Here is a 21757-nt window from a genome sequence, read left to right as displayed (position 1 = left end):
TTTGTGTGGCGCCGCCGTACGGCGATACCATGGACACGTGGAAGCGTCGAGTCGGCGGGTACATCGCGTTCGTGGCCGTCGTGCTCGTCTCCACCACCGTTTCCTACCGGTGGGGGATGCGGGTGTACGAGAACGACCCGCGCACCCTGATCGAGTCGTTCCAATTCGCGATCGAGATGTTCACGACGACCGGGTTCGGTGGCGACGCCTCGTCGTGGCAGACCCAGGAGATGCACGCGTTCATCGCCGTGATGGACCTGGTCGGCATGGTGCTTCTCATCGGGGCACTGCCGGTCGTCGCCACGCCGCTCCTCGAGTCCGCGTTCTCGACGACCGTCCCCCGGTCGCTGGACGCGGACCTGAGCGGCCACGTCGTGGTCGCCTCCGACACCACGCGCTCCGACGCGCTCCTGGACGAGTTCGACTCGGAGGGGGTCACCTACGTCGTCGTCGAACCCGACCCGGACCGGGCGCTGGCGCTGTACGAGGCGGGTCACATGGTGATCCGCGCCGACCCGGAGACGACGGCGGGGCTCGAGAGCGCCCGCCTCGGCGACGCCCGCGCCCTCGTCACCGACCTCTCGGACCGGGTCGACGCGAGCATTGTCCTCGCCGCGAAGGAACTCTCGACCGACGTCCGCGCGATAAGCGTCGTCGAGGACCCGAGCCGAGAGCGGTACCACCGGCTCGCCGGCGCCGACGAGGTGCTCTCCCCGCGGTCGCTGCTCGGCGAGAGCCTCGCCTCGAAGGTGACGACGGCGGTGCGGACCGACCTCGACGAGGCGGTCGCGGTCGGCGACCTGCGGATCGCGGAGGTGTCGATCCACCACGGGAGCGGCCTCGCCGGATCGACGCTCGCCGGGAGTCGGATCGGCGAGCGCACCGGCGTCGACGTGATCGGCGCGTGGTTCAACGGTGCGTTCGAGGCGGCGCCGCCGCCGGACGCGACGCTGTCTGCGGGGACAGTTCTGCTCGTCTCCGGGACCGAGGGACAGGTGGAGCGGCTCGTGGACCTGACGAACTCGGCAGCCCGCCGGTTCGGCGCGGGCGAGACGGTCGTCATCGGACACGGGCAGGTCGGGAAGACCGTCGCGAACGCGCTCGAATCGGCCGACCTGCCGGTGACGGTCGTCGACCGCGACGGCGCCGAGGCGATCGACGTGGTCGGGGACGCGACGGAGCCGGACACGCTGCGGGACGCCGGCGTCGCGGACGCGCGGACGGTCGTCCTCGCGCTCCCCGACGACACGACGGCCGAGTTCGCGACGCTCGTGGTGCGCGATCTGGCGCCGAACGTGGAGCTGCTCGCGCGGGTCGAGGACGCCGAGAGCGTGCCGAAGATGCACCGCGCCGGGGCCGACTACGTGCTCTCGCTCTCGACGGTGACCGGGCGGATGTCGGCGTCGGCCGTGCTCGCGGACCGGGACGTGCTCTCGCTGGACACCCACGTCGAGGTCGTCAGGACCGAGGCGTCCGCGCTGGTCGGCCGGACGGTCGGACAGGCCGCCGTCCGCGAGACCACCGGCTGTACCGTCATCGCGATTGAACGGGGCGACGAGCTCGTCACCGACGTGGGCCCGGAGACGCGGGTCGAGCGGGGCGACGAGCTCGTCGTCGTCGGCACCGACGAGGGAGTCCGCGCGTTTGAGCGCGCGTTCGCGTAGAGACGGGTTGGTTCGCCCGCTCGGCTCGCGGCGCTGACTCGGCCCGCGCCGCGGATTCGAGCGGGCTCGCGCCGCTGCTCCCGCTCGCGCCGCCGGTCTCGGCGCGACGAGTCGAACGGTTCAAGTATTCGCTGGCTGTTCGTATCCGTATGAAAGACCAGGGACGCTCCACGCGCAAGCGGACCGGCGGCCGACTCAAGCACGCCTCGAACAAGAAGCGCCACCAGCTCGGCCGCGAGCCCGCCGAGACGACCGTCGGCGAGACCCGACTCCAGTACATCGACTCCCGCGGCACGGAGAAGAAGGTCCGCGCCCTCTCGACGAACGTCGCGCAGGTCGCCGACGACGGCGAGGTCAGCGAGGCCGAGATCGAGAACGTCGTCGACAACCCCGCGAACGTCAACTACGCCCGCCGGAACATCGTCACGAAGGGCGCCGTCATCGAGACATCCGCCGGCCGCGCACGCGTCACCTCCCGCCCCGGCCAGACCGGCCAGGTCAACGCGGTCCTGCTCGACTGAACGCGGCCTTTCTGAAGGTATTTCAGCCCGCACGCCCACCAGCGACGCGTGTACCTCGGCGTCGACGAATCCGGCAAGGGACCCGCGCTCGGACCGATGGTCGCGGCGGCGGTCGCCGCCGACCCGGCGGACCTCCCCGCCGACGTGGACGACTCGAAGCGGGTCGCGCCGGCCAGACGCGAGGAGATAGCGGCGGCCCTCCGGGGCGACCCGGCCGTCGCCGTCGGCGTCGCCCGCGTTGACCCCGACGAGATCGACCGCCCCGACACCGACATGAACACCCTCACCGTCCGTGGTCAGGCGCTGGCGGTCCGGGACGCCCTCGCCGACCTCCCCGCTGGCGTCGCCGAACCGGTCCGCGTCGTCGCCGACGCGGGCGACACCAGCGAGGAGCGGTTCGCGCGGCGGCTCGGCGAGTTCGTCGAGGGCGACGGTGCGGACGGAGCCCGCGGCGACGATGGGGCCCACCCCGCGGTCGACGTGACGGCCGCCCACGGCGCCGACGAGGACGACCCCGTCGTCGGCGCGGCGAGCGTCGTCGCCAAGGTGGTCCGCGACGCCGCGATGGCCGACCTCGACGCCACGTATCCCGACTACGACATCGGGAGCGGCTACCCGAGCGACCCGGCCACGCGAGCCTTCCTCGCCGCGTACGTCGGCGACCACAGGGCGCTACCCGACTGTGCGCGCGAGTCGTGGGCGACCTGTGAGGACGCGCTGGCGGCCGCCGAGCAGTCGGCGTTAGACGAGTTCTGAAAGCGGGCCGGAGCCGCTCGGCGCTCAGCCCTCAGAACAGCCCGGCGATGACCCCGCCGAGCGTCCCGACGATCGTCTCCCACACCGAGAAGCCGGTCGCGATCGCCAGCACCGTGTCCGCGCCGAAGAAGGCGAACAGCAGCGCGGAGCCGAAGTGCGCGAGCCGCATGTCGACCCGGCCGGCGAACGTGTGGAAGAAGTAGGCGTTCGCGAGGCTCACCGGGATGATCGCGAGCATCTCGCCGGCCCAGATGGCCGAAGTCGCGCCGTACTGGACCGCCAGGCCGATGGTGACGAGCTGCGTCTTGTCGCCGAACTCGCCGGTCGCGGTGAGCAGGAAGATGGGGAAGAAGCCGCCGAGCGACCCAGAGTACCTGTCGAGCCGCCCCGGGAGCGAGAGGTCGTCGAACGCGGCCAAGCCGCCGTCGGTGCGCTCCGCTTCCGGGGTCGTCCCGCGCGACGGCGCGGACCGGTACAGCAGGACCGCGAAGACGAAGAACAACACCGCGGTGATCGCGTCCAACACGACCGGCGGGAGCGCCGACTGGAGTGCCTGCCCGAACGCGATCTCCACGGCGGTCCACCCGGCGAACGCCGAGCCGGCGGCCGCGACGACGACCTTGGGATCGTACCGCGTGGAGAGCCCGGCGATCATCAGCTGTACCTTCTCGCCCGGCAGCACCGCGAGCTGCGTCACGAACGCGATCGCGACGATCTCGACGTAGCCGGTCATGCGTCGCCCGCCTCCTGACCGTCGGTCGCGGCGGTCGACTCCGCGGCGCGGCGGACGTACACGCGGTCCGCGACCGCCTCCGGCAGCCCGTGTTCGTCCCCGTCGCTCGCCCGGACGGTGACCAGCCCGAAGGAGGTGATATCGACGACCTCGACGGTCGTTCCGGGCGTTATCTCGGCGTCGACGAGGAACTCCAGCACGTCGGGGTCGCGGTCGCTGACGCGGGCGACCGTTCCCCGTTCGCCCGGATCCAGCGCCGCGACGAGCGTCGTCCCGGCGTCCTCCGGCGTCGAGAGGTCGGCCGGCGGGATCGGGTCACCGTGCGGGTCGGCGGCGGGGTAGTCGAGGACGCGCTCGACCCGACGCGTGAACTCCTCGCTGACGTGGTGTTCGAGCGCGTCAGCCTCGTCGTGGACCTCGGTCGCCTCGTAGTCCAGCTGCTCTGCGAGGAACGCCTCGATGAGGCGGTGTCGGCGGACGACCTCCAGCGCGGCGACCTCGCCCGCGGGCGTGAGCTCGACGCCCGTGTACTTCTCGCGGGAGAGCAGGCCGCGGTCGGCGAGCGTTTCCACCATGCTTGTCACCGTCGCGGGGGTCTTGTCGAGCGAGTCCGCGATCTGCGAGGTCGAGACGGGCGGTCCCACCCGCGACTCGATCCGATAGATCGACTTGAGATAATCTTCGACGGCGTCGGTCGGCATAGACGTTTTTGACCGGTCTAAATTAATAGTTTGTCGGATGCGTTTTCTGTTCTTGCCAAAGGCATAACGAGAGGCGAGTCGAAACGGTGATCTCGAAAACCGTCGCTGTGAGCGATCGGAAACCGATCGAACGTCACATCCGGTCGAGAATTAGGGGTCGCCGACGCGCGGTCGGCCGGATTATTTGACCGTCAGCAGGCGGCGCAGGATGTCGCCGTACGCTGGCCGGGTGATCAGCACACCGACCAGCACGCCGAGGACGGTGAAGATGGCGAACCCGGAGAGGTCGCCGAGCGACAGCACCATCAGCGGCGACATCGCGATGATGGTTGTGGCCGCGGCCGCGCCGATCACCCAGAACGCCCGCCGGAACCGGGAGTCGAACACTTTTTTCGAGTTCACGTCGCCCTCGCTCATCACCTCGTCGGCGATGATGACGAGGTCGTCGACACCGGTCCCGACGACCGCGATGAAGCCGGCGATCACCGCGAGTTCGAGCGGGTAGCCGAGCAGCGCCGCGAACCCGAGCAGGGCGTACACCTCCGTCAGCGCCGTGACGATCATCGGGAGCGCGACGCGCGGTTCGCGGTAGCGGAGGAACACCATCCCGGCGACCGCCAACACCGAGAGCACGCCGATGACCAGCGAGTACGTCCGGAAGTTCTCACCCTGCGAGGCCGAGATGGACGAGGAAGTCCCCTCCCCGCTGATGTCGAGGTCGGCCGGGAGCGCGCCGGCGCGGAGGTTCAGCGAAATGGTCTGCGCCTCGGCGAACTCGCCCGTCGTGAGCCGGAAGTTCCCGGTGTCGGCCCACGAGCCGGCCGCCATGCTGTCCGCGAGGCCCGGGTCCATCCCGAAGGAGTTGACGACCTCGCCGTCGACGACGAGCAGGAGACACGGGTTCGAGTTCTCTATCTCACCGGTCTCCTCGTTGTATCCGCACCGGTCCGCCCCCGTCTGGTACGCGTCGGCGAAGCCGCGTTGCGCCACGGCGTCTTGGAAGGAGTGCGCCGGCGACTGGCCGCTCTCGGCGGTGTTGCGCACTGTGACCGGGACGTACGCTCCGGTACCGCGGTCGCTCTGGGCCGCGGTCCCGATCGTCTCGAAGTCGCCTTGGGTCAGCGTTCCCTCCTGAACCGCGGTGCCGTTTCCGTCCGGGTACGCGATGTCGATCCGGACGGTCCCGCGCTCCTCGAGGAGGTCGATCACTTCTTGCCGGCCTTGCCCCGGCACCTCGACGAGGATGAAGTACTCCCCGGTGATCGACTGGATCTGTTGGACGCTGCCGCCCGAGAGGCCCGCCTCGTTGATCTTCCCCTGGATGACGTTCATCGTCTCGTCGCGCGTCTCCTGCGTGACACCCGACCGAACCTCCGCGTACTCGTAGCCCGCGGCGTCCATCGCCGCGCGGAACTGGGACTCCGTCACGGACGGCTTCGTCACCTCGACCGCGCCCTCTTCCGGAACGACGCCGACGTTTCGGACGGAGGCGTTGTCCAGTTCGGCCGCGACCGCGTCCGCGACGCTCTCGGGCGTGTCACCGTCGAACGCGACATCCGTCGCGGTGTATCCCGAAAGCGGCGCGCGGACCCGCGTCCCGCCCGCCAGATCGAGGCCGTACTGGAGGTTCGTGACCCCCTGCTGGGCCTCGCTGACGTTCTCCCCGGGCGCCGGCTCCGGCCCGAACCCGGGAGCGAAGAGCGCCACGGACGACCCGATCACGACGACGACGAGCAGCAGGATTCGCCAGTTCTTCTTGATCGGTTCGAGCATTACCGCGCCACCCCCTCGAACTTGTACCAGCGAAGCAGCGAGACGTTCATCAGGTACGTGTTCATCAGGTCGGCGCAGAGCCCGACCGCGAGGATGATCCCGATGTCACGGAGCAGCCCCACCCCGAACACCGAGGCGCCGATCGCCATCACGACCATCGCGGCGATGGAGGTGAGCGTCATCGTCACCCCGGTCCGCATCGCGCGGCTCACGGACTCGTAGAACTCGCCGGTCCGTCGCAGCACGGAGTCGTTCAACAGGATGTCCGAGTCGACGCTGTATCCGATGATCATCAGCAGCGCCGCGATCGTTCCGAGCGTCATCTGGATGCCGAGGAGGTTCATCGCCGCGATCGGGATGACGAGGTCGGAGAACGCGGACGCGACGACCGCCAGCGAGGGGACGAACGTCCGGAACAGCGCGAACACGAGGACGCTCATCCCGAGGAACGCGATCGCCACGCCGATGATGGCGGTCCGCGCGGTGTCGCTCGCGAAGCTCGGCGACACCTGATCGACCGCGGTCGTGGTCAGTCCCGCCGCCTCCGCCTGGTCTTGGAGATCGTTCGCGAGCCCCTCCGGATCGTCCTGTGACGCCTGGAACGTGACGACGACGACGTCGTCGCCGGGGATCGTTCGGACCGAGTCGGGCTCCCGCTCGAAGGCCGTTTGGATCTGCTGTTCGACGTCGCCGCTCGCGTCGTCCGCGACTCGCAGCTCGACGCCGCCGGTGAACTCCAGTCCCAGGTTCGCGGGCGCACCGGTGGCGACGACCCAGCCGCCGATGATCGCCAGCGCGAGGACCAGAAACGCGAGCGGCACCGCCGCGAGCTGCCGGTTCGAGTAGTCGGTGTAGTTGACTTCCGGCACCTCGATCGCTATCATAAATACCGCTTCCTCTGCGGGCGCGAATAAGCCTTCTTATCTGGTGGGCCGACGGCGGCGACCGAGGCTGTAACCCCCCGCGTTACGGGAGGTACCGCACGGCGACGACGCCCGGCTCCGATCGGATCTCGACGCGGTTCACGCCCAGTCGGGCGGCGCGCGAGAGCGTCCCCTCCCGGTCGTCGATCACGTCCGCGACCGCCGCCTCCGTCTCCGACTCCGGCGGGGTCAGCACGTGGACCTCGCCGACGCCCGCGCGCTCCTGCCGGGCGAGCTCTCCCGTCGGGGTCTCCGCGGCGAGTTCGCGCTCGTGAACGGTCGGCGGCTCCGGGCTCTCCTCTATCGAGAGCGCGCGGCGCGCGTCGACCTCGACCACCTGATAGGTGACCTCCATCGGCGGGTCGGGGGCGACGGTCGCCTCGACGGCGTCGTCGACGTCGAGGCCGGGGTTCGAGCTCAGCGTGTGAACCTGTCCGTCGTGGACATCTTTCAGCACCGCCGAGTCGCTCTCGACGTGCGTGACGAGGAACGTGCTCTCCTTCTCGTCGGTCATTGCGTTCGGCTAGTCGCTCTGACGACTTCCGGCTTTCGAGCCGCGGCCGCGGGCCGTCGTTTCACGCCGGCCCGCCGGCGTCGCCCGACGTGTCGCCGTCGACGGCCGCGCCGTCGTCAGTCCCGCCGCGGAGTCGAAAGTGCGTCGCGAAGACGGCGAGCGCGGCCGCGACGGGCGGGACGAACCCCGCCAGCTGCGGGAGCGCGTACAGCGCGTTGACGAGGACGGAGCCGCTCGGGTCTCGGAGCCCCTCGGGCGCCGAGATGACCATTCCGAGGTACAACGAGAGCAGGAACAGGAAGCCGGCGACTCCCATCCACCGGTCGTACGTGGCCGCGACCCGGTCGCCGCGGCGGTGGCGCCGGGCGACGAACAGTATCGGCGCGAGCAGCGGGCCGACGGCGCCGAGCCCGGCGACCACGAACAGCGACCGCGAGAACAGGAACGTCCCCCCTTGCGCCGACACGGTCTCGCCCATCCAGACGACCAGGGCGAGAGTGACGACGAGCGCGACGAACCCGGCCGCCAGCGCGCCGAGCGCGGCGTACGCCCGCATCGTCCAGGACTCGGTCGCGCGGAACGCGTACGGGATCGCGCCGAACACCCCGCGGTAGGCGTCTGCCATCGACTCCGATAGGGGCGTCAGCGAATTAAACCCCTCGTCGTCGGGAAACCATTTATACGCGCGACCGGATCCCCCTGACGTGGGTCTCTACGACACGTATCTCGCGACGCGCCACCGTCTCCACGACGCCGAGCCGCCGGCGCACGTCGCCCTCGTCCTCACGGAGCGGGACCTCCTCGCCGACGGCGCGTTCGACACGCTGTCGTCGGCCATCGGCTGGGCGTTCGAGTACGGCGCGGAGCGCGTCACTGTCTCCGTCTCCGTCCTCGACGGGGCCGTGGCTCCGACGCTGATCCGCGAGCTCCGCCGGCTCGATGTCCCCGCGGAGACGGTGGTCCGCGGCCCAGACGCCGACGCGCCGGGGGAAGCGGGAAGCGACCTCGGCGGCGACTCCGCCGCGGGCGACACCGACGCGCCGGTCCGGATACTGGTCGGCCTCGGCGGTAAGGCGGAGTTCGCCGGCGCCGTCCGCGAACTGGCGAACGACGTCGCGGCCGGCGAGATCACGCCGGACGCCATCGACGAGGCCGACGTCTCGGAGCGGCTGCTATTCCCCGAAGAGCCCGACTTGGTCATCAAGACGGGCGCCGAGCGGCTCTCCGACTTCGCAATCTGGCAGTCCGTGTACGCCGAGCTCTACTTCACCGACGTGAACTGGCGCGACTTCCGCAGGCGAGAGTATCTCCGCGCGGTCTTGGACTTCCAGGACCGACAGCGCCGGTTCGGCCGCTGACGCGCTCGGACCGCGGCCGTCGAGTTCCGCTACCAGACGAACGCGAAGAGCGCGGTGAACGTCACCAGCGCGCCCACCGTCGAGAGGATCGGCACGACGTTCTGCATCAGCACGACGCGCGCGCTCGTTCCCGGGTTGAACAGGTCCGACGCCGAGGGGACGTCGCTCGCGTCGCCCTCCCCGATCGCCGGCATCTCGTCGGCCGTCAGCGCCCCGACGGAGACCGTCGGTTCCTTCTCGCCTTTGATCCCCTGTCGGACGGTCACCGTGCGGGTCGCGCGCCCCCAGCCGAGCCCGACGATCGACATGGTCGCGATGATGACGAACGACGCCGGAATGCCGACCGCGGAGAGGCTGATCACGATCCCGGAGGAGACGACCGCGACGACGATGGCGGCCGTCAGCGGGAGGTCGGTGATGTCGTTGCCGAGCGTGTCGAGCGTCCGTCGGGCGATGGTGAACGCGCCGACCGCGACGGCGGCGCTGCCGAGGAGGATCATCGGCGTCATCTCCACGCCGTCCAGCGCGACCAGCGGCGCGATGGCGTTCGCGATGTTCGAGGTGCCCGAGGAGAACGCCATCAGGCAGCCGATCGCGATGACGACGACTCCTCCCGTCAGCTCGCGTCGGGTCGTGTTCGGGCCGAGGGTCGGGCGCGGTATCGGCCCCGACCGGTCGAACTCGAACAGCGCACCCTCCGTGCTTTCGATCGCCACCCAGCGGTCGATCGCCGAGTAGAAGTAGCGGCCGACGACGCCCGAGACCCAGAACCCGATGATCGGCGCGACGAGCCACCAGATCGCGATCTCGCCCATCACCGCCCAGTCGAGGGTGTTCGTCGCAATCCCAAGCCCGGCGATGGAGCCGACCGCCGTCATCGACGTCGACGCCGGGACGCCGGCGAAGTTGCCGACGAACAGCGCGCCGCCGATGAAAAAGAGGACGATGATGCTCGTCTCCAGCGTAAACACGTTCGCCCCGGTGACGAGGTCCTCGCCGAGCGTCGTGACGACGCGCTGGCCCAGTGTCCCCGCCCCGACGAAGAAGAACACCGACATCAGCCCCGCCGCGCCGGCCTTCGATAGCACGTCCGCGCCGACCGCGGGCCCGAACGCCGGTCCCGTCGTCGCCCCGCCGATGTTGTATCCGACGAACGCCGCCACCGCGACGCCGACGAGAAGAAGAGCTTCGACCATATACGAGAACAGACGACGCACGCGCTGTTAAACGGACGGGGTCCGTCCGCGTCGGCACCGGCCCCCTGCCCTCGCGTCGCCGCCGACCCCTGACACGAGTGCGACGCGGCGGACGGCTACCCGCCCAGGAAGTCCTGTCGCACGCCCTCGTCCGCGAGCAGTACGTCGCCGCGGTCGGTGTAGCGGTTCTCGCCGTTCACCAGCACGTACCCGCGGTCGCAGCGGCGCAGCGCCTCTTTCGCGTTCTGCTCGACCATCAGCACCGCCGTCCCCCCATCGTTGATCCTGTCGATCCGGTCGAACATGTCGGAGACGAGGTCCGGGGCGAGGCCGGCCGAGGGCTCGTCGAGCAGCAGGAGGTCGGGGTCGAGCATGAGCGCTCGCCCCATCGCGACCATCTGCCGTTGCCCGCCGGAGAGGGTTCCGGCCTTCTGCTCGCTGCGCTCCCTGAGGATCGGGAAGCGGTCGTAGATCGTCTCGATCTGGTCTTCAGGCACCTCGTCGAGGATGTACGCGCCCATTTCGAGGTTCTCGCGGACGCTGAGTCCGGGAAAGACGTTGTCGTTCTGCGGGACGAAGCCGACCCCCTCGCGGATGATCTGTTCGGGCGCCAGCCCGTGGATCGGCTCCCCCTCGAACTCGACGGTCCCGCCCATGTGGGTCGTGAGCCCGAAGACGGTCTTCATCACCGTCGACTTCCCGGCGCCGTTCGGCCCGACGACGGTCACGTACTCCCCGTCGGCCACGTCGAGGACCACGTCGGAGAGGATCTGGAGGTCGCCGTACCCGGCGTCGAGGTCGCGCAGGCGAAGGATCGCGTCGCCGTCGATCGCGTGGTCGGTGCCGGCGGTGGCAGTCGCGTCCGAATCGCCGGCTTCGCTCGCTTCCGTCTCGGCGGCTGTCGTCTCCGCGTCGTCCGCCGCTGCGTCGGCCGTCATAGCTCCTCACCCAGGTACGCCTCGATGACCCGCTCGTCGTTCCGTATCTCGTCGCCGGTTCCCTCGGCGAGCACGCTGCCCTGATGCATGACGATGACGCGTTCGCAGTTCTCCATGATGATGTCCATGTCGTGCTCGACGAGTAGGAAGGTGTAGCCGTCCGCGCGCAGGTCGTGGATCCGGTCGAGGAGCTTCTCCTCTAAGGTCGGGTTGACCCCGGCGAGCGGCTCGTCGAGCAGCACCATCTCGGGGTCGGTCATCAGCGCCCGGGCCATCTCCAGCAGCTTCCGCTGTCCGCCGGAGAGGTTCCCCGCGTGTTCGTGCGCGAGGTGATCGATCTCGAAGAACTCCAGCGTCTCCCACGCCCGCTCGCGGAGCGCGGTCTCCTCCTCGACGACGGCGCCGCGGAGCCCGGGCGTCACCGCGCGGATCGCGGACTCGCCGAGCTGCCCCTGCGGCGCGAGCATGAGGTTCTCCAAGACGGTCATCTCGGAGAGCTCGCGGGCGATCTGGAACGTCCGGACCAGCCCCTCCCGCGCGATCTGGTGCGGTTTGAGGCCGGTGATCTCCTCGCCCTCGAAGTACACCGACCCCCCGGTCGGCTCGTGGACGCCGGTGATACAGTTGAATGTCGTTGACTTGCCTGCGCCGTTCGGCCCGATGAGCCCGGTCAGCGAGCCGGACTCGACCTCGAAGGAGGCGCCGTCGACGGCGGTGACGCCGCCGAAGCGCTTGACCAACCCCTCCACGCGGAGCGGGGGTGCCTCCGAGGGAGACCCCGACGGGACGTGTTTCGCCGCCTCCTCCACCTCGCTGTCGTTCGCCTCGGGCTCGCCGATCGTTCCGTCCGTCGTCGCGGTGACGGGGTCGGTGGCGGCGACGTCTCCCGGGTTGGGCGCGTCCGCGTCGGTCTCGGCGGAGTCGCTCGGGTCGGGGGCGTCGCTACTCATCGCTCTCACCTCCGGCGGGCCGCTCGGAGAGGTCGACGGCCGCGGCCGTCTCGATCCGGTCGCCGAGGATCCCCTCGGGCCGTCGGTGGATGATGAACACCAGCACGAGCCCGAGGAAGACGAACTGGAGCGGCGCGACGTTCTCGGTCGCGTACGCGAGGAACGTCACCGGGTCCAGCGAGGCGACCGCGTCGGCGAACGACGGCGGCGTCTGCGCGTCGATGAGTCCCCGGACTGTCCCGCCGACGCGGCGGGGCCCCTCGAACAGTACCGCCGCGAAGACGATCCCGCCGAGGACGGAGCCGGTGTTTGACCCCGACCCGCCGATTATCACCGCGATGAACACGTAGAAGGTGAGGAGCGGCCGGAACTGCGGCGTCGGCGAGACGTTGCCCTGGCTGCCGAACCAGAGGATGCCAGCGAGCCCCATCAGCGCGCAGCCGATGACGAACACCTTGATCTTCACGAGGTTCACGTCCTTGCCGAGCGAGTCGGCGACGAGCTCGTCCTCCCGGATCGCCTTCATCGTCCGGCCGAACGGCGAGCGGCCGAGGCGTTCGAGCAGGAGGTAGAAGCCGACGAGGAAGGCGGCGAGGACGGCGATGTACCCCCACCCGATGAGGATCGGCTGCGAGATGCCGAGGCCATCGCTCCCGAAGACGCCGAAGACGAGGTCGCCGAACGCGGTCGGCGTCCCCGCCTGCCCGTCGACGAGGAACAGGTCGCGGACCGGGTTGTCCGGCATCCCCATCCCGCGACCCCCGCCCGTTCCGGCGCCGATCGTGTCGCGCAGGAAGTTGTCGAAGGCGCTCGACTGGAGCGACAGGCGGACGATTTCCGAGAGGCCGAGCGTCACGATGGCGAGGTAGTCGGCCTTGAGTCGCAGCGCCGGCAGGGCGGCGACCCCGCCGAGCAGCGCCGCCATGCCCATTCCGGCGACGATGCCGACCGGGAGCGGCAGTCCGAGCCCGGGCGGCCCGAAGGCGGGGTCCGGCGAACGGACGACCATTCCCATCGTGTACACGCCGACGGCCATGAACCCGGCGACGCCGATGTTGAAGAGGCCGGTGTACCCCCACTGGAGGTTCAACGCGAGCGCGGTGAGCGCGTAGACAAGCCCGAGGAACGTCAGCGTCTCTAGGAGTCCGACGACGCTGTTGAGCCCGTCGGTGAACGTCAGCAGCGTCGCCGCGGCGTAGATCGCGAGCAGCGTCCCGACCACGAGCCCGAGGTCGCTCTCGCGGGCGGCCTCGACCAGCGCCGCCGTCGCGCTCTCGGGCGCCTCCGACCCGCCCGCGGACGGCCCGGAGGCGGAGCCGCCGGGTGCGTCGGCGTCGCTCATGCGGTCGTCACCCCGCCGAACAGTCCCTCTGGGCGCAACAACAGCATCAGGATCATCACGGCGAACGCGGCGGCCTGGTTGAAGTCGGAGGGGATCCAGATCGTCGAGGTGGTGAACACGACGCCGATGACGAGGCCGCCGACGATGGCGCCGTACACCGAGCCGATCCCCCCGAGGATCACGGCCGCGAAGATGAGGAGCAGGAGGAGCCAGCCGAAGTCGAACTGGATCGTCCCGCGGAGCAGCACGTAGAGGTAGCCGGACGCCCCCGCGAGCCCGCCGCCGATGATCCACGTGGCGGTGACGACGCGCTCGGCCGGGATGCCGGTGATGAGCGCGAGGTCCTTGTTGTCGGCCATCGCCCGCATCGCGGTGCCGAGCTTCGTGTGCTGGAGCATGCCGTGCATCGCGAGCATCAGTCCGACCGCGGCCACGAGGATGGTGAGCTCGTGCGCGTTCACCGAGAGCCCGAGCGGGTCGAACGCGAGGTTCGACGCGTCGACGCTGGCGGTCACGCCGCGCCGGTCGGAGCCGTACCCGAACTGGAGCAGGTAACGGACGATGAGCGCCGCGCCGATAGAGGCGATGAGCAGGGAGATCCCGTCGCGATCCCGCATCGGCTTGTAGAACGCGCGGTCGAGCGCCACCGCGAGCAGCGCCGTGACGACGAACGCCGCGACCAGTCCGACGAGGATCGCGCCCGGCGTCGTGAGGATGTGCGCGCCGATGTCGCCCGGCGAGGCGTTCCCGGCGTCGCGGACCGTCAGGAGCGCGCGGACCGGGATGTCGCCGAGGCCGGCGATCAGGAACGCGACGCCCCACCCGGAGAACGCGCCGACGCTGACGAGGTCACCGTGCGAGAAGTTCGCGAACGAGAGGATGCTGTACGTCATCGAGAGGCCGATCCCCGCGAGCCCGATCACGAGGCCGATCACGACCCCGTTCCAGAGGTTCGAGCCGAGCCGGTCGACGGAGAGCGACCCTCCTATCGGGCCGAGGCCGACACCCGCGAGCTTCGCCGCGAGGTCGACGAGGAGCAGGCCCGCAAGGAGGACGACGAAGAGAAGCCCCGGCCGAGCCCGCGCCGCGTCGACGATCGACGAGTCAGTTGTTCCCATGTGTACGTCTCACTGACACAGGGTGGGTCACCGAGCGGTAAATAACTCGCTGTTCGGACAAACATCGATACCTCAAAAGCGCCTGACAGCTGTCACCCCCCGCCGCGTCCCGAACGCGGCCTCAGTCGCCGCCCGCGGCCCGCGCCCGACGCCGCGCCGCCTCCGGCGAGCGGCCCTCGCGCAACAGCGCCTCGACGAACAGCTCGCCGGCCTTGTACGACGACCGGACCATCGCGCCCGACGCGCAGTAGAGGAAGTCGAACTCCTCCTCGGCGACCCGCCGCCACGTCTCGAAAACGTCGGGGTGGACGTACTCGAACACGTCGAGGTGCGAGCGCGAGGGCTGGAGGTACTGGCCGAAGGTGACCACGTCGACGCCGACCTCGCGGAGGTCGCCGAGCGTCCGGTACACCTCGTGGTCGTACTCGCCGACGCCGAGCATGAGGCTCGTCTTGGTGTGGATGTCGGACCTCTTGTCGACCCGATCGAGGACGGCGAGCGACTGCTCGTAGTTCGCGCGGCGGTCCCGGACCGGCCACTGGAGGCGCTCGACCGTCTCGACGTTGTGGGCGATCACGTCCGGCCCGGCGTCGATGATGCGATCGATCGCTTCCGGGTCGCCCTGGAAGTCCGGGATGAGCGTCTCGACGAGGATCTCGGGGTCGCGGCGCTTGATCGCCCGGATCGTCTCGGCGAAGTGCGCCGACCCGCCGTCGGCGAGGTCGTCGCGGTCGACGGACGTGAGGACGACGTAGTCTAACCCGATCTCCGCGACCGCGTCCGCGACGTTGGTGGGCTCGTCCGGGTCGAGCGGCTCCATCCCGCCCGTCTCGACGTCGCAGAAGTTACAGCCGCGCGAGCAGCGGTCGCCCATCAGCATGAACGTCGCCGTGCCCGGGCCGTCGTTCCCCGACCAGCACTCGCCCATGTTCGGGCAGTTCGCCTCCTCGCAGACCGTGTGGAGGTCGTGCTCGCGGAGGGTGGACTTGATCTCCGTGAACCGACTCCCGGACGGCGGGCGCGACTTCAGCCAGTCCGGCTTCCGGCGGCCGCGTGACATGGATGATCCTTAGCGTCCGAGCGCAAAAGGATGCGGGTCGCCGAGGCGGCCCGGGGTCTCGCCGACCGCGGGTTCACGCCTCGGGACCGCCCCGGCTCACGCCTCCGGGACAAACACGTTCATCGACGGCGTCTGGATCCCTTGGAACTTGTTCTTCCAGTTGTACGCGATGTTCAGCACGCGCCGCCGGTCGCCCGGCGGTCCCGTCACCACGCTCACGGAGGTCCCGTCTTCCGGGATCTCGACGCGGGTATCCCGCCAGTCGAACCCGGCGAGCAGTTCCGAGGGGTTCTCGACCGACACCGTCCCGCTGTTCCTGTTCACCTCGTAGAGGCGGTAGGCGTCGGCTTCGAGCAGCCGCTTGATCTCTTCAAGATCGTCGTCGAAGTGTGCTTCGAGCGCGTCGGCGGTGTGGTAGCCGCAGACGATCAGGTGCGCGAACGTCTCGACGTTGCGCGGGTTCTGCTCTGCCTCGCGGAGGTGGTCGAAGTACGCGAGCTTCTCCTCGCGGTCGAGGTCGAGGATCGCGTTGACGATCCGGGCCGCCTCGCGCTCTCCCTCCGTCGCGTCCGAGTCCGCGAGGACCTCGTCCGCCCGCGACCCCGTGTTCTGCCCCCGCGAGACGTCGAGGACGTTCTTGAGGTGTTTCGCGCGGTCGTACACCGCCGACTTGTACGACCAATACTCCAATCTGTGAGTACTGCGTAATCACTAAGTGGCTCGCGGTTCCACAGTGAGATATGTCCGACGAGGACACCGAGGTACGAGTCAATATCCGTACCACCGAGAAGCGTCGTGAGTCGTGGAAGGAGTACGCGGCTACAAACGACGATGTCGACAGCATGAGCCACCTGATTCACCGTGCTGTCGCGCAGTACACCGCGCAAGGCGGTGACACGCACGGCGGTCAGTCGGCAGACGGCGCGGCGGCGGATGCCGTTATGCGACAGTTAGATTCACTCGCGACCGCCGTCGACGACGTGGCGACCGCCGTCGACGACATCAACGACCGACTGGACGCCGTCGAAGAGGAGATTGGTGTCACCCGTGATGTTGAGGCGGCCGACGTTGTCCGTGCGTTACCGCCCGCCGAACCGCAGTCAGACGACTGGACGGCGATGCGGCAGGGGATGCCCGACGAGGATGACCCGTCGTCGCCCGTCGCGTGGGACGGCACGGTCACCGCCGTCGCCGACCACCTGTCCGACGCCACGTCGTCGGTGAGCGAGGAGCAGATCGGTGACATGCTCAACCGACTCAAAGACACACCCGCTGTCAAGTCGGCCGTCGTCGAGGGACGCATGCGGTACTTTTCGCCCGAGAAGAGCGCCGCGGTTGAGGTCCGTGGAGAGGCGCCACCCGAGGCGCGAGGTGAGGGTCGATGAGCCTCCCAACGACCGATGTCGACCACGTCGACGGCGGTGACATCGACCTCGACGACGCACCGCCGTCCGCCGTCGCTGACCCGGATGTGTGGTCAAACCGACGACTGTTCGGCGCATATCTCTCGCACTTCCGTCAGGATGACAATATCTCTAGACACACCTACCAGCACCGACGTACCGACATACGGCGGTTCCATGCGTGGCTTGAGGGACGTGATGAACACCTCTCGGATGTCACGAAGAAGCGGCTGAAGCGGTACTTTAAATCGATGAATGAGGCGGGATACGCGTCGACGACTATCAAGACAGCGTACGACAACATTTCACAGTTGTTCAATGAATTACAGAATTCGTTCGGGATCGACATCAACGAGATAAACGGACACGGCGGTGACCCGCGACAGCTGTCAAAGCGAGACATCAACACAGGCGACGGCGGCAGTCGCAAGCACGAGAAGTACGTCACACGCGAGGAGAAAGACCGTATGCTCGAAAACGTCCCTGAGCCAGTGGTCCGTAATAAGCTCGTCATACAGTTGCTCTGGGAGACGGGTTGGCGCCGTGGGACGTTGGCCAACGTGAAGGTGAGCAACATTGACCGTGATCAGCAGTTAATTGAGACGAAACGCGTCAAAACGCAAGGAGACAAGGAAGAGTGGCTGACTCGTCCGTACAGCGATGCGGTCGCCGAAACCCTGTCACTGTACCTTGACCTCGGTTACCGTGACGGTAATCTCTCGTCCGACGAGTCAGATGCTCTATTGCTCACATACCGTGATGAGATGAGCGGCGATGACATCAATACTGTCGTCAAGCGCGCCGCTGAGGAGGCGGGCGTACAGGAAACGCTCGATACCGATGTCAATGGGCAAACACTCCACGCCGTGACCGCTCACTCACTTCGACACTCTCACGCCCACCACCTGATCGATCAAGGCGTACCGATGCCCAAGGTCAAGGAGTCTCTGGATCACAGTGACATCTCGATCACACAGACATACACCGAGCAGAGTGAGGCTGAGATAATCCGGACTCTGGAAGATGACGGGACAGCGACGCGAGACGAGCCGCTGTAACGGACGTTAGCGCTCCTTTCAGACGACCGTTACTTTCATATCACTGAAACCCGTTGCTCCTACATGTCAGAGGCACACATCCACCTTCCGGACGGGCGGACGATCGTCGTCGACGACGCCCCGGAGGCGGCTGTGTACACCGCAGTTCGAGAGACGGCTGTAACGGCGCTCAGGGGTGTTTCTGACTGATAGGATGTTTTCCTCTCGTCGACAATAGACTCGTATCAGCGCGCTTTCTGACGCACTTGAGCCGCATTAGTCTTGACAGTAGTCGAGCGGGACTGACTGGTGTCCATCGCGGTGGAGGCGCGTCGGCTCGCTTCGCCCGCGCACGCGGATTGGCCGGACAGACCAGTGTATAGTACCAGCAGTGTCCACTATTATACTGAATCGCCCCATGCCAGTCTACTGCCATTTACATTAGTGTATAGGGGGCGTGTGCGTCGCTATTTCCGCGCACGCGCGCCTTATTACTCCCGCGCATAAAGCAAGGCGGTTCCATGTCGACGCCCCGAACACCTGTCCGTCCCCCGATGCTCCGCTTCGTCGCGCCCCCACTTCTGCTGCGACAGGTGTCACGCGCAGAATGAGGGCCGTCAGTTGTCTGGTCGACAGCCGTGTAGTGCCGAGCGACGGCGGTCACATGGATTTAGTGCGAGTGCGGTTGACTCGCTGTCCAGTACGATTAAGTACATGTCGCTGTCATATCGGGCCAACAAAAATGTCCCTTGGCAACAATCAACAGTTGGCCAGCAAAGTGTCCTCAGCGATTGAGGACTGGACTCCCTCCGAAGCATATGGACATGAGTCGAAGTTCCAGAACGAGTTACAGGAGTACTTAGACCGACGGCTCAATTCAGGAAACGACATGATGCTTGGCTCTACTGGGGAAATTGTGGTTGAGCGCGAGCATGGTAACGTCAATGGTGACGTTGTGGTGAACGGTGATATTGGGATCGAAATGAAGCGTAACCTCAGCAATAGCCAGACAAAGAAGCTTCGGGGGCAGATTGAGGAGTATCAGAAAGAGTATACTCATGTGATTGCCCTTGCTTGCGGGGTTGACGATATGGATGGATGGCGGAAACTGAAGAATGACTATCAGAACCAGATGGGGATGGGTATGGACCCGGATGCCGCTCCTGTCAAGTTCATACAGAAAAAGAAGTCCGACTACGGGGAAGGAGTATCAGCAGACCAGTACGACCGCGCCGATGGAGGTCAAGCAGGTGATGGGGTTGAGGAACTAGCAAGTGTACTGGAAGATGGTGTGAGGGGGTACCAATCGCTCACAGGTGACGGGAACATGGAGTCAAGCAAGGCGATAGCATCCGTCGCAAAGGCGGTGTTTGTGGTCGGGTTCCTTCTCGTGCTACTTGTTTACATGTTTGTAACTTTCGTGTAAAAGAGACAAGATGGTCGACGGCGGTGTAGTGCCGAGCGACGGCGGTTTCAGGCATACGACCCCAAGGGTTGAACCCCAGAGACGGCCGTCAGGAAGCCCTCCCATGCCCGTACGGGGGTGCGCCGCCGACCTAATCTCGACGGGGCCGTGTGTCGCAGTCGTGTGACAGATGGCCGCCCGTGTCGCGACGACCTCACAGTAACCTGATATGTGTGCCGCCCCGAGTGACGGGCGTATGCTGTACGATGACGCCCGTGAACTCGACGACGACGAGACAGTGACCGAGACGGTGGAACTCGACGACGGGACCACGATCGTCGGTGTTGACCCGTTCGCGCCGATCGACGCGCGTCACGTCGACGGCGACGACTTCGAGCCGACAGAGGTCACCGACAGGAACGTGTCCCGCTTCTGACGGCCGTCACCGCGCCGCGAGATATGAGCGACTGTGTTTACCACGTATTCACAATCAGGCCCATTTGTACGACCAGTCGCGGACGTCGTCCGGGTAGCCGTCGAACTCGCGAAGGAGCGCCTCGCGGTCCTCGGGGAACCCGATCTCCTCGCGGAAGTCGCTCCACGCCGTCGCGTCCTCGAAGAGCCCGAACTGCGTCAGCGTGTCCTGCCCGAGGTTCGCCCGCGTGCCGCCGCTCGCGACGAACTTGGCCTCGACGAACGTCTCCCCGCCGGGCGACTCGACGATCAGATCGCCCAGCGAGTCGTAGGAGTTGCCGGCGTGGCGAACCGCGGTCAGGTCGGGGAAGTCGCTCCGGAGCCGGTCGGCGAGCGCCTCGCCGAGATCGGGTCGCCCCCGCTCTTCGAGGTCGGCGTCCGGCTCCGCGCCGTTCGCGAGCTGCGCCGTCAGCTTCTCCGTGGCCTCGACCCAGCCGCGCTCGTGTTTGCCCATGTGGCGTGTCGGTCGGCGACGGGAAATAAAGGAACCGCGTACTGGCGGCGAGCTCCCGACCGCCGTCGGTCGTCGGATAAACCGTGCCGCGAACGAGGTGCGTTTAATTCGGTCGCGTCCGAACGGCCGGCCAACGGCGTGTGTAAAAATGGATGAGGTCGCCCCCGGGCTCCTCGTGGGGACGATGTCGGACGCCGACGACGAGTCGTTGCTCCGGCGCCGCGGCGTCGACGCCGTCGTGTCGCTGACGTACGACGACCCGGACACCAGCGCCGTCGCTCGCGTCGACGCGCCGATGACGGACGGGCCGCGAAACGAGTACGAGGCGTTCGCCGCCGCCGCGGAGACGGTCGTGGAGCGGCGCGAGGCCGGACAGCGCGTCCTGGTTCACTGCTCGGCCGGCGCCTCCCGCAGCCCGGCGGTCGCCGCGGCGGCGATGGCGCGACTGACGGACCGGGGCCTCGACGAGGCGTTCGAGCAGGTGCTCGCGCGGCGATCCGAAGTCGACCCGCACGACGCGCTGGTCCGGCGGGCGGCGACGTTCGTAACCGAAGGTAGCGAATGAGCGGCGAGGTCGCAGGAAGAGCCTAGGCCGAGATTTGAACTCGGGGTCTCGTCCTTACCAAGGACGCGCTTTACCGCTAAGCTACCCAGGCACGCACTCAGTCGTTGACCGGATTCGACTTTATGGGTTTCGATCCGCAGGCGCGACGTCCGGGAATCGGGACCGGTTCCGGCGTCGCCCCCGATCCGGTCACCGATCGGTCGCGCTGACGGCGCGATCCGAGATATCGGCGATACGGTCGGCGGTCGTCTCAGGTAGCGCCCGGCCCGCGGGCGGGAACTCGCCGTCGCAGTCGGCCGCGAGGTCGCGGGCGTACGCGAGGAGTTCCTCGGGCGGGTCGCCGCCGACCGCCGTGGTCCCGGCGACGACGGCGAGTTCCAGCGCGTCGACCTCCAGGTTGCGGTCGAGCCCGACCGCCGTCTCGGCGTCCGTCCCCTCGCGGTCGCGGAGCGTCTGGTCGCGGCCGAACGCGCGCACCACGTCGACCGCGGGGCGGGCGGCGTCGGTACACGCTAGGAGCGAGAAGCCGCGGGAGACGAGCACGTCGGCAGCGAGGATGTCCATGTCCGCGTCGATGTCGGCGGCGGTCGGCGCGGTCACCCACGGCTCCTCGCGGGCCACCGTACGGGTGAGCCGCAACCCCTCGTAGATGAGCTGTACGCCGGCGGCGCGATCGGTCACGTCGCCGAGCTCGACGTCGGGGTCGAGCGCGCGAGCGGTGACCAGCGCCAGCACGCCGGGGGTCACCGCCGCCTCGCCGATTCGCGCGTCGAGGGCCTCGCGGAGCTGTTCGGGCTCGACGTCCGCGAGCGCCTCGCGCGCGGCGTCACGCGCTCGCGCGGCATCGTCCATTGGTAACCGGTAGACGAGCG

The 21757-nt window shown here is 67.9% G+C and carries 25 protein-coding genes and 1 tRNA gene; 10 read left to right on the top strand and 16 right to left on the bottom strand.

What is annotated here, in order from left to right; all coding sequences use genetic code 11:
* The first annotated feature begins 29 nt into the window (after positions 1–29).
* The 3 genes from EO776_RS11640 to rnhB all read left to right on the top strand — a co-directional run bounded on the left by EO776_RS11640 (position 30) and on the right by rnhB (position 2941).
* Positions 30–1664, top strand: coding sequence for a potassium channel family protein (locus EO776_RS11640; RefSeq protein ID WP_049931685.1), 1635 nt, complete (start codon positions 30–32; stop codon positions 1662–1664).
* A 149-nt stretch (positions 1665–1813) separates the two neighbouring features.
* Complete coding sequence (locus tag EO776_RS11635; protein WP_049931684.1) at positions 1814–2185, top strand: 30S ribosomal protein S8e; 372 nt, start codon at positions 1814–1816, stop codon at positions 2183–2185.
* Positions 2186–2233: 48 nt separating this feature from the next.
* The gene (gene rnhB, locus EO776_RS11630; protein WP_129452418.1) at positions 2234–2941 is read left to right on the top strand and encodes a ribonuclease HII; all 708 of its coding nucleotides are present in this window, start codon (positions 2234–2236) and stop codon (positions 2939–2941) included.
* A 31-nt stretch (positions 2942–2972) separates the two neighbouring features.
* On the opposite strand, the gene EO776_RS11625 is transcribed toward rnhB, so the two are convergent.
* The 6 genes from EO776_RS11625 to EO776_RS11600 all read right to left on the bottom strand — a co-directional run bounded on the left by EO776_RS11625 (position 2973) and on the right by EO776_RS11600 (position 8210).
* Entirely contained in the window at positions 2973–3674 is a 702-nt protein-coding gene (locus tag EO776_RS11625; RefSeq protein ID WP_049931682.1) for a TMEM165/GDT1 family protein, read from the bottom strand.
* Positions 3671–4375: a metal-dependent transcriptional regulator gene (locus EO776_RS11620; RefSeq protein WP_094495500.1), complete on the bottom strand. Its 705-nt coding sequence runs from the start codon at positions 4373–4375 to the stop codon at positions 3671–3673. The genes EO776_RS11625 and EO776_RS11620 overlap by 4 nt, the downstream gene beginning before the upstream one ends.
* A 180-nt stretch (positions 4376–4555) precedes the next feature.
* Positions 4556–6148, bottom strand: a complete 1593-nt coding sequence (locus tag EO776_RS11615) for a preprotein translocase subunit SecD (RefSeq protein ID WP_129452417.1) — start codon at positions 6146–6148, stop codon at positions 4556–4558.
* Positions 6148–7032, bottom strand: a complete 885-nt coding sequence (gene secF / locus EO776_RS11610; RefSeq protein WP_129452416.1) for a protein translocase subunit SecF — start codon at positions 7030–7032, stop codon at positions 6148–6150. Before secF ends, EO776_RS11615 begins: the two co-directional genes overlap by 1 nt.
* 82 nt (positions 7033–7114) lie before the next feature.
* Entirely contained in the window at positions 7115–7585 is a 471-nt protein-coding gene (locus EO776_RS11605; RefSeq protein ID WP_049931678.1) for a DUF5812 family protein, read from the bottom strand.
* A gap of 61 nt (positions 7586–7646) precedes the next feature.
* Positions 7647–8210 carry a hypothetical protein gene (locus EO776_RS11600; protein ID WP_129452415.1) on the bottom strand — a complete coding sequence of 188 codons (564 nt, stop codon included), beginning with the start codon at positions 8208–8210 and terminating at the stop codon, positions 7647–7649.
* Positions 8211–8289: 79 nt separating this feature from the next.
* Here EO776_RS11600 and EO776_RS11595 point away from each other — a divergent pair, with 79 nt between their 5' ends.
* Positions 8290–8943 (top strand): undecaprenyl diphosphate synthase family protein, encoded by a 654-nt coding sequence (locus EO776_RS11595; RefSeq protein ID WP_049931676.1) that lies wholly within the window; start codon positions 8290–8292, stop codon positions 8941–8943.
* A gap of 29 nt (positions 8944–8972) precedes the next feature.
* Here the strand turns inward: EO776_RS11595 and EO776_RS11590 are convergent, their stop codons facing one another.
* The 7 genes from EO776_RS11590 to EO776_RS11560 form a co-directional block, all read right to left on the bottom strand.
* Positions 8973–10139, bottom strand: a complete 1167-nt coding sequence (locus tag EO776_RS11590; protein ID WP_049931675.1) for an inorganic phosphate transporter — start codon at positions 10137–10139, stop codon at positions 8973–8975.
* A 116-nt stretch (positions 10140–10255) separates the two neighbouring features.
* On the bottom strand, positions 10256–11077 hold the full coding sequence (locus EO776_RS11585; RefSeq protein ID WP_176455110.1) for an ABC transporter ATP-binding protein: 822 nt from the start codon (positions 11075–11077) through the stop codon (positions 10256–10258).
* Positions 11074–12027: an ABC transporter ATP-binding protein gene (locus tag EO776_RS11580; RefSeq protein WP_086219363.1), complete on the bottom strand. Its 954-nt coding sequence runs from the start codon at positions 12025–12027 to the stop codon at positions 11074–11076. Before EO776_RS11580 ends, EO776_RS11585 begins: the two co-directional genes overlap by 4 nt.
* Positions 12020–13369 (bottom strand): branched-chain amino acid ABC transporter permease, encoded by a 1350-nt coding sequence (locus EO776_RS11575; protein ID WP_049931673.1) that lies wholly within the window; start codon positions 13367–13369, stop codon positions 12020–12022. The genes EO776_RS11580 and EO776_RS11575 overlap by 8 nt, the downstream gene beginning before the upstream one ends.
* Positions 13366–14487, bottom strand: coding sequence for a branched-chain amino acid ABC transporter permease (locus EO776_RS11570; protein WP_049931671.1), 1122 nt, complete (start codon positions 14485–14487; stop codon positions 13366–13368). The genes EO776_RS11575 and EO776_RS11570 overlap by 4 nt, the downstream gene beginning before the upstream one ends.
* Before the next feature lie 121 nt (positions 14488–14608).
* Positions 14609–15547, bottom strand: coding sequence for a lipoyl synthase (gene lipA / locus EO776_RS11565; protein ID WP_094593340.1), 939 nt, complete (start codon positions 15545–15547; stop codon positions 14609–14611).
* A gap of 96 nt (positions 15548–15643) precedes the next feature.
* Positions 15644–16210, bottom strand: coding sequence for a hypothetical protein (locus EO776_RS11560; protein ID WP_246041426.1), 567 nt, complete (start codon positions 16208–16210; stop codon positions 15644–15646).
* 77 nt (positions 16211–16287) lie between these two features.
* On the opposite strand from EO776_RS11560, the gene EO776_RS11555 reads away from it, so the two are divergent.
* The 5 genes from EO776_RS11555 to EO776_RS11540 all read left to right on the top strand — a co-directional run bounded on the left by EO776_RS11555 (position 16288) and on the right by EO776_RS11540 (position 19828).
* Positions 16288–16932 carry a hypothetical protein gene (locus EO776_RS11555; protein WP_129452414.1) on the top strand — a complete coding sequence of 215 codons (645 nt, stop codon included), beginning with the start codon at positions 16288–16290 and terminating at the stop codon, positions 16930–16932.
* Entirely contained in the window at positions 16929–18008 is a 1080-nt protein-coding gene (locus tag EO776_RS11550) for a tyrosine-type recombinase/integrase (RefSeq protein WP_129452413.1), read from the top strand. Before EO776_RS11555 ends, EO776_RS11550 begins: the two co-directional genes overlap by 4 nt.
* 63 nt (positions 18009–18071) lie before the next feature.
* On the top strand, positions 18072–18197 hold the full coding sequence (locus EO776_RS19635) for a hypothetical protein (RefSeq protein ID WP_276424070.1): 126 nt from the start codon (positions 18072–18074) through the stop codon (positions 18195–18197).
* Between the two features lie 532 nt (positions 18198–18729).
* Positions 18730–19413 carry a hypothetical protein gene (locus EO776_RS11545; RefSeq protein ID WP_129452412.1) on the top strand — a complete coding sequence of 228 codons (684 nt, stop codon included), beginning with the start codon at positions 18730–18732 and terminating at the stop codon, positions 19411–19413.
* Positions 19414–19648: 235 nt separating this feature from the next.
* A complete protein-coding gene (locus tag EO776_RS11540; RefSeq protein ID WP_129452411.1) occupies positions 19649–19828 on the top strand; it encodes a hypothetical protein in 180 nt (59 codons plus the stop codon).
* A gap of 54 nt (positions 19829–19882) precedes the next feature.
* Here EO776_RS11540 and EO776_RS11535 read toward each other — a convergent pair whose 3' ends face one another.
* Entirely contained in the window at positions 19883–20320 is a 438-nt protein-coding gene (locus EO776_RS11535; RefSeq protein WP_246041424.1) for a hypothetical protein, read from the bottom strand.
* Between the two features lie 148 nt (positions 20321–20468).
* Between EO776_RS11535 and EO776_RS11530 the strand changes: the two genes are divergently transcribed.
* Positions 20469–20885 (top strand): dual specificity protein phosphatase family protein, encoded by a 417-nt coding sequence (locus tag EO776_RS11530; protein WP_129452410.1) that lies wholly within the window; start codon positions 20469–20471, stop codon positions 20883–20885.
* Between the two features lie 19 nt (positions 20886–20904).
* Here the strand turns inward: EO776_RS11530 and EO776_RS11525 are convergent.
* A tRNA-Thr gene (locus tag EO776_RS11525) sits at positions 20905–20976 on the bottom strand.
* 98 nt (positions 20977–21074) lie between these two features.
* On the bottom strand, positions 21075–21737 hold the full coding sequence (locus EO776_RS11520) for a DUF7114 family protein (RefSeq protein WP_049931667.1): 663 nt from the start codon (positions 21735–21737) through the stop codon (positions 21075–21077).
* Between the last annotated feature and the right edge of the window lie 20 nt (positions 21738–21757).

The sequence above is a fragment of the Halorubrum ezzemoulense genome (assembly GCF_004126515.1).
GTDB classification, from domain to species: Archaea; Halobacteriota; Halobacteria; order Halobacteriales; family Haloferacaceae; genus Halorubrum; species Halorubrum ezzemoulense.
The sequence above is the reverse complement of the archived record's forward strand: the minus strand, read 5'-3'. Positions and strand labels throughout refer to the sequence as shown.

What these genes read in the sequence shown, in the direction of transcription:
- EO776_RS11640 (WP_049931685.1), top strand. Translation starts at nt 30, where the DNA reads ATGGACACGTGGAAGCGTCGAGTCGGCGGGTACATCGCGTTCGTGGCC.
- EO776_RS11635 (WP_049931684.1), top strand. Translation starts at nt 1,814, where the DNA reads ATGAAAGACCAGGGACGCTCCACGCGCAAGCGGACCGGCGGCCGACTC.
- EO776_RS11625 (WP_049931682.1), bottom strand. Translation starts at nt 3,674, where the DNA reads ATGACCGGCTACGTCGAGATCGTCGCGATCGCGTTCGTGACGCAGCTC.
- EO776_RS11620 (WP_094495500.1), bottom strand. Translation starts at nt 4,375, where the DNA reads ATGCCGACCGACGCCGTCGAAGATTATCTCAAGTCGATCTATCGGATC.
- EO776_RS11615 (WP_129452417.1), bottom strand. Translation starts at nt 6,148, where the DNA reads ATGCTCGAACCGATCAAGAAGAACTGGCGAATCCTGCTGCTCGTCGTC.
- secF (WP_129452416.1), bottom strand. Translation starts at nt 7,032, where the DNA reads ATGATAGCGATCGAGGTGCCGGAAGTCAACTACACCGACTACTCGAAC.
- EO776_RS11605 (WP_049931678.1), bottom strand. Translation starts at nt 7,585, where the DNA reads ATGACCGACGAGAAGGAGAGCACGTTCCTCGTCACGCACGTCGAGAGC.
- EO776_RS11600 (WP_129452415.1), bottom strand. Translation starts at nt 8,210, where the DNA reads ATGGCAGACGCCTACCGCGGGGTGTTCGGCGCGATCCCGTACGCGTTC.
- EO776_RS11590 (WP_049931675.1), bottom strand. Translation starts at nt 10,139, where the DNA reads ATGGTCGAAGCTCTTCTTCTCGTCGGCGTCGCGGTGGCGGCGTTCGTC.
- EO776_RS11585 (WP_176455110.1), bottom strand. Translation starts at nt 11,077, where the DNA reads ATGACGGCCGACGCAGCGGCGGACGACGCGGAGACGACAGCCGCCGAG.
- EO776_RS11580 (WP_086219363.1), bottom strand. Translation starts at nt 12,027, where the DNA reads ATGAGTAGCGACGCCCCCGACCCGAGCGACTCCGCCGAGACCGACGCG.
- EO776_RS11575 (WP_049931673.1), bottom strand. Translation starts at nt 13,369, where the DNA reads ATGAGCGACGCCGACGCACCCGGCGGCTCCGCCTCCGGGCCGTCCGCG.
- EO776_RS11570 (WP_049931671.1), bottom strand. Translation starts at nt 14,487, where the DNA reads ATGGGAACAACTGACTCGTCGATCGTCGACGCGGCGCGGGCTCGGCCG.
- lipA (WP_094593340.1), bottom strand. Translation starts at nt 15,547, where the DNA reads ATGTCACGCGGCCGCCGGAAGCCGGACTGGCTGAAGTCGCGCCCGCCG.
- EO776_RS11555 (WP_129452414.1), top strand. Translation starts at nt 16,288, where the DNA reads ATGTCCGACGAGGACACCGAGGTACGAGTCAATATCCGTACCACCGAG.
- EO776_RS11550 (WP_129452413.1), top strand. Translation starts at nt 16,929, where the DNA reads ATGAGCCTCCCAACGACCGATGTCGACCACGTCGACGGCGGTGACATC.
- EO776_RS19635 (WP_276424070.1), top strand. Translation starts at nt 18,072, where the DNA reads ATGTCAGAGGCACACATCCACCTTCCGGACGGGCGGACGATCGTCGTC.
- EO776_RS11545 (WP_129452412.1), top strand. Translation starts at nt 18,730, where the DNA reads ATGTCCCTTGGCAACAATCAACAGTTGGCCAGCAAAGTGTCCTCAGCG.
- EO776_RS11540 (WP_129452411.1), top strand. Translation starts at nt 19,649, where the DNA reads ATGCTGTACGATGACGCCCGTGAACTCGACGACGACGAGACAGTGACC.
- EO776_RS11535 (WP_246041424.1), bottom strand. Translation starts at nt 20,320, where the DNA reads ATGGGCAAACACGAGCGCGGCTGGGTCGAGGCCACGGAGAAGCTGACG.
- EO776_RS11530 (WP_129452410.1), top strand. Translation starts at nt 20,469, where the DNA reads ATGGATGAGGTCGCCCCCGGGCTCCTCGTGGGGACGATGTCGGACGCC.
- EO776_RS11520 (WP_049931667.1), bottom strand. Translation starts at nt 21,737, where the DNA reads ATGGACGATGCCGCGCGAGCGCGTGACGCCGCGCGCGAGGCGCTCGCG.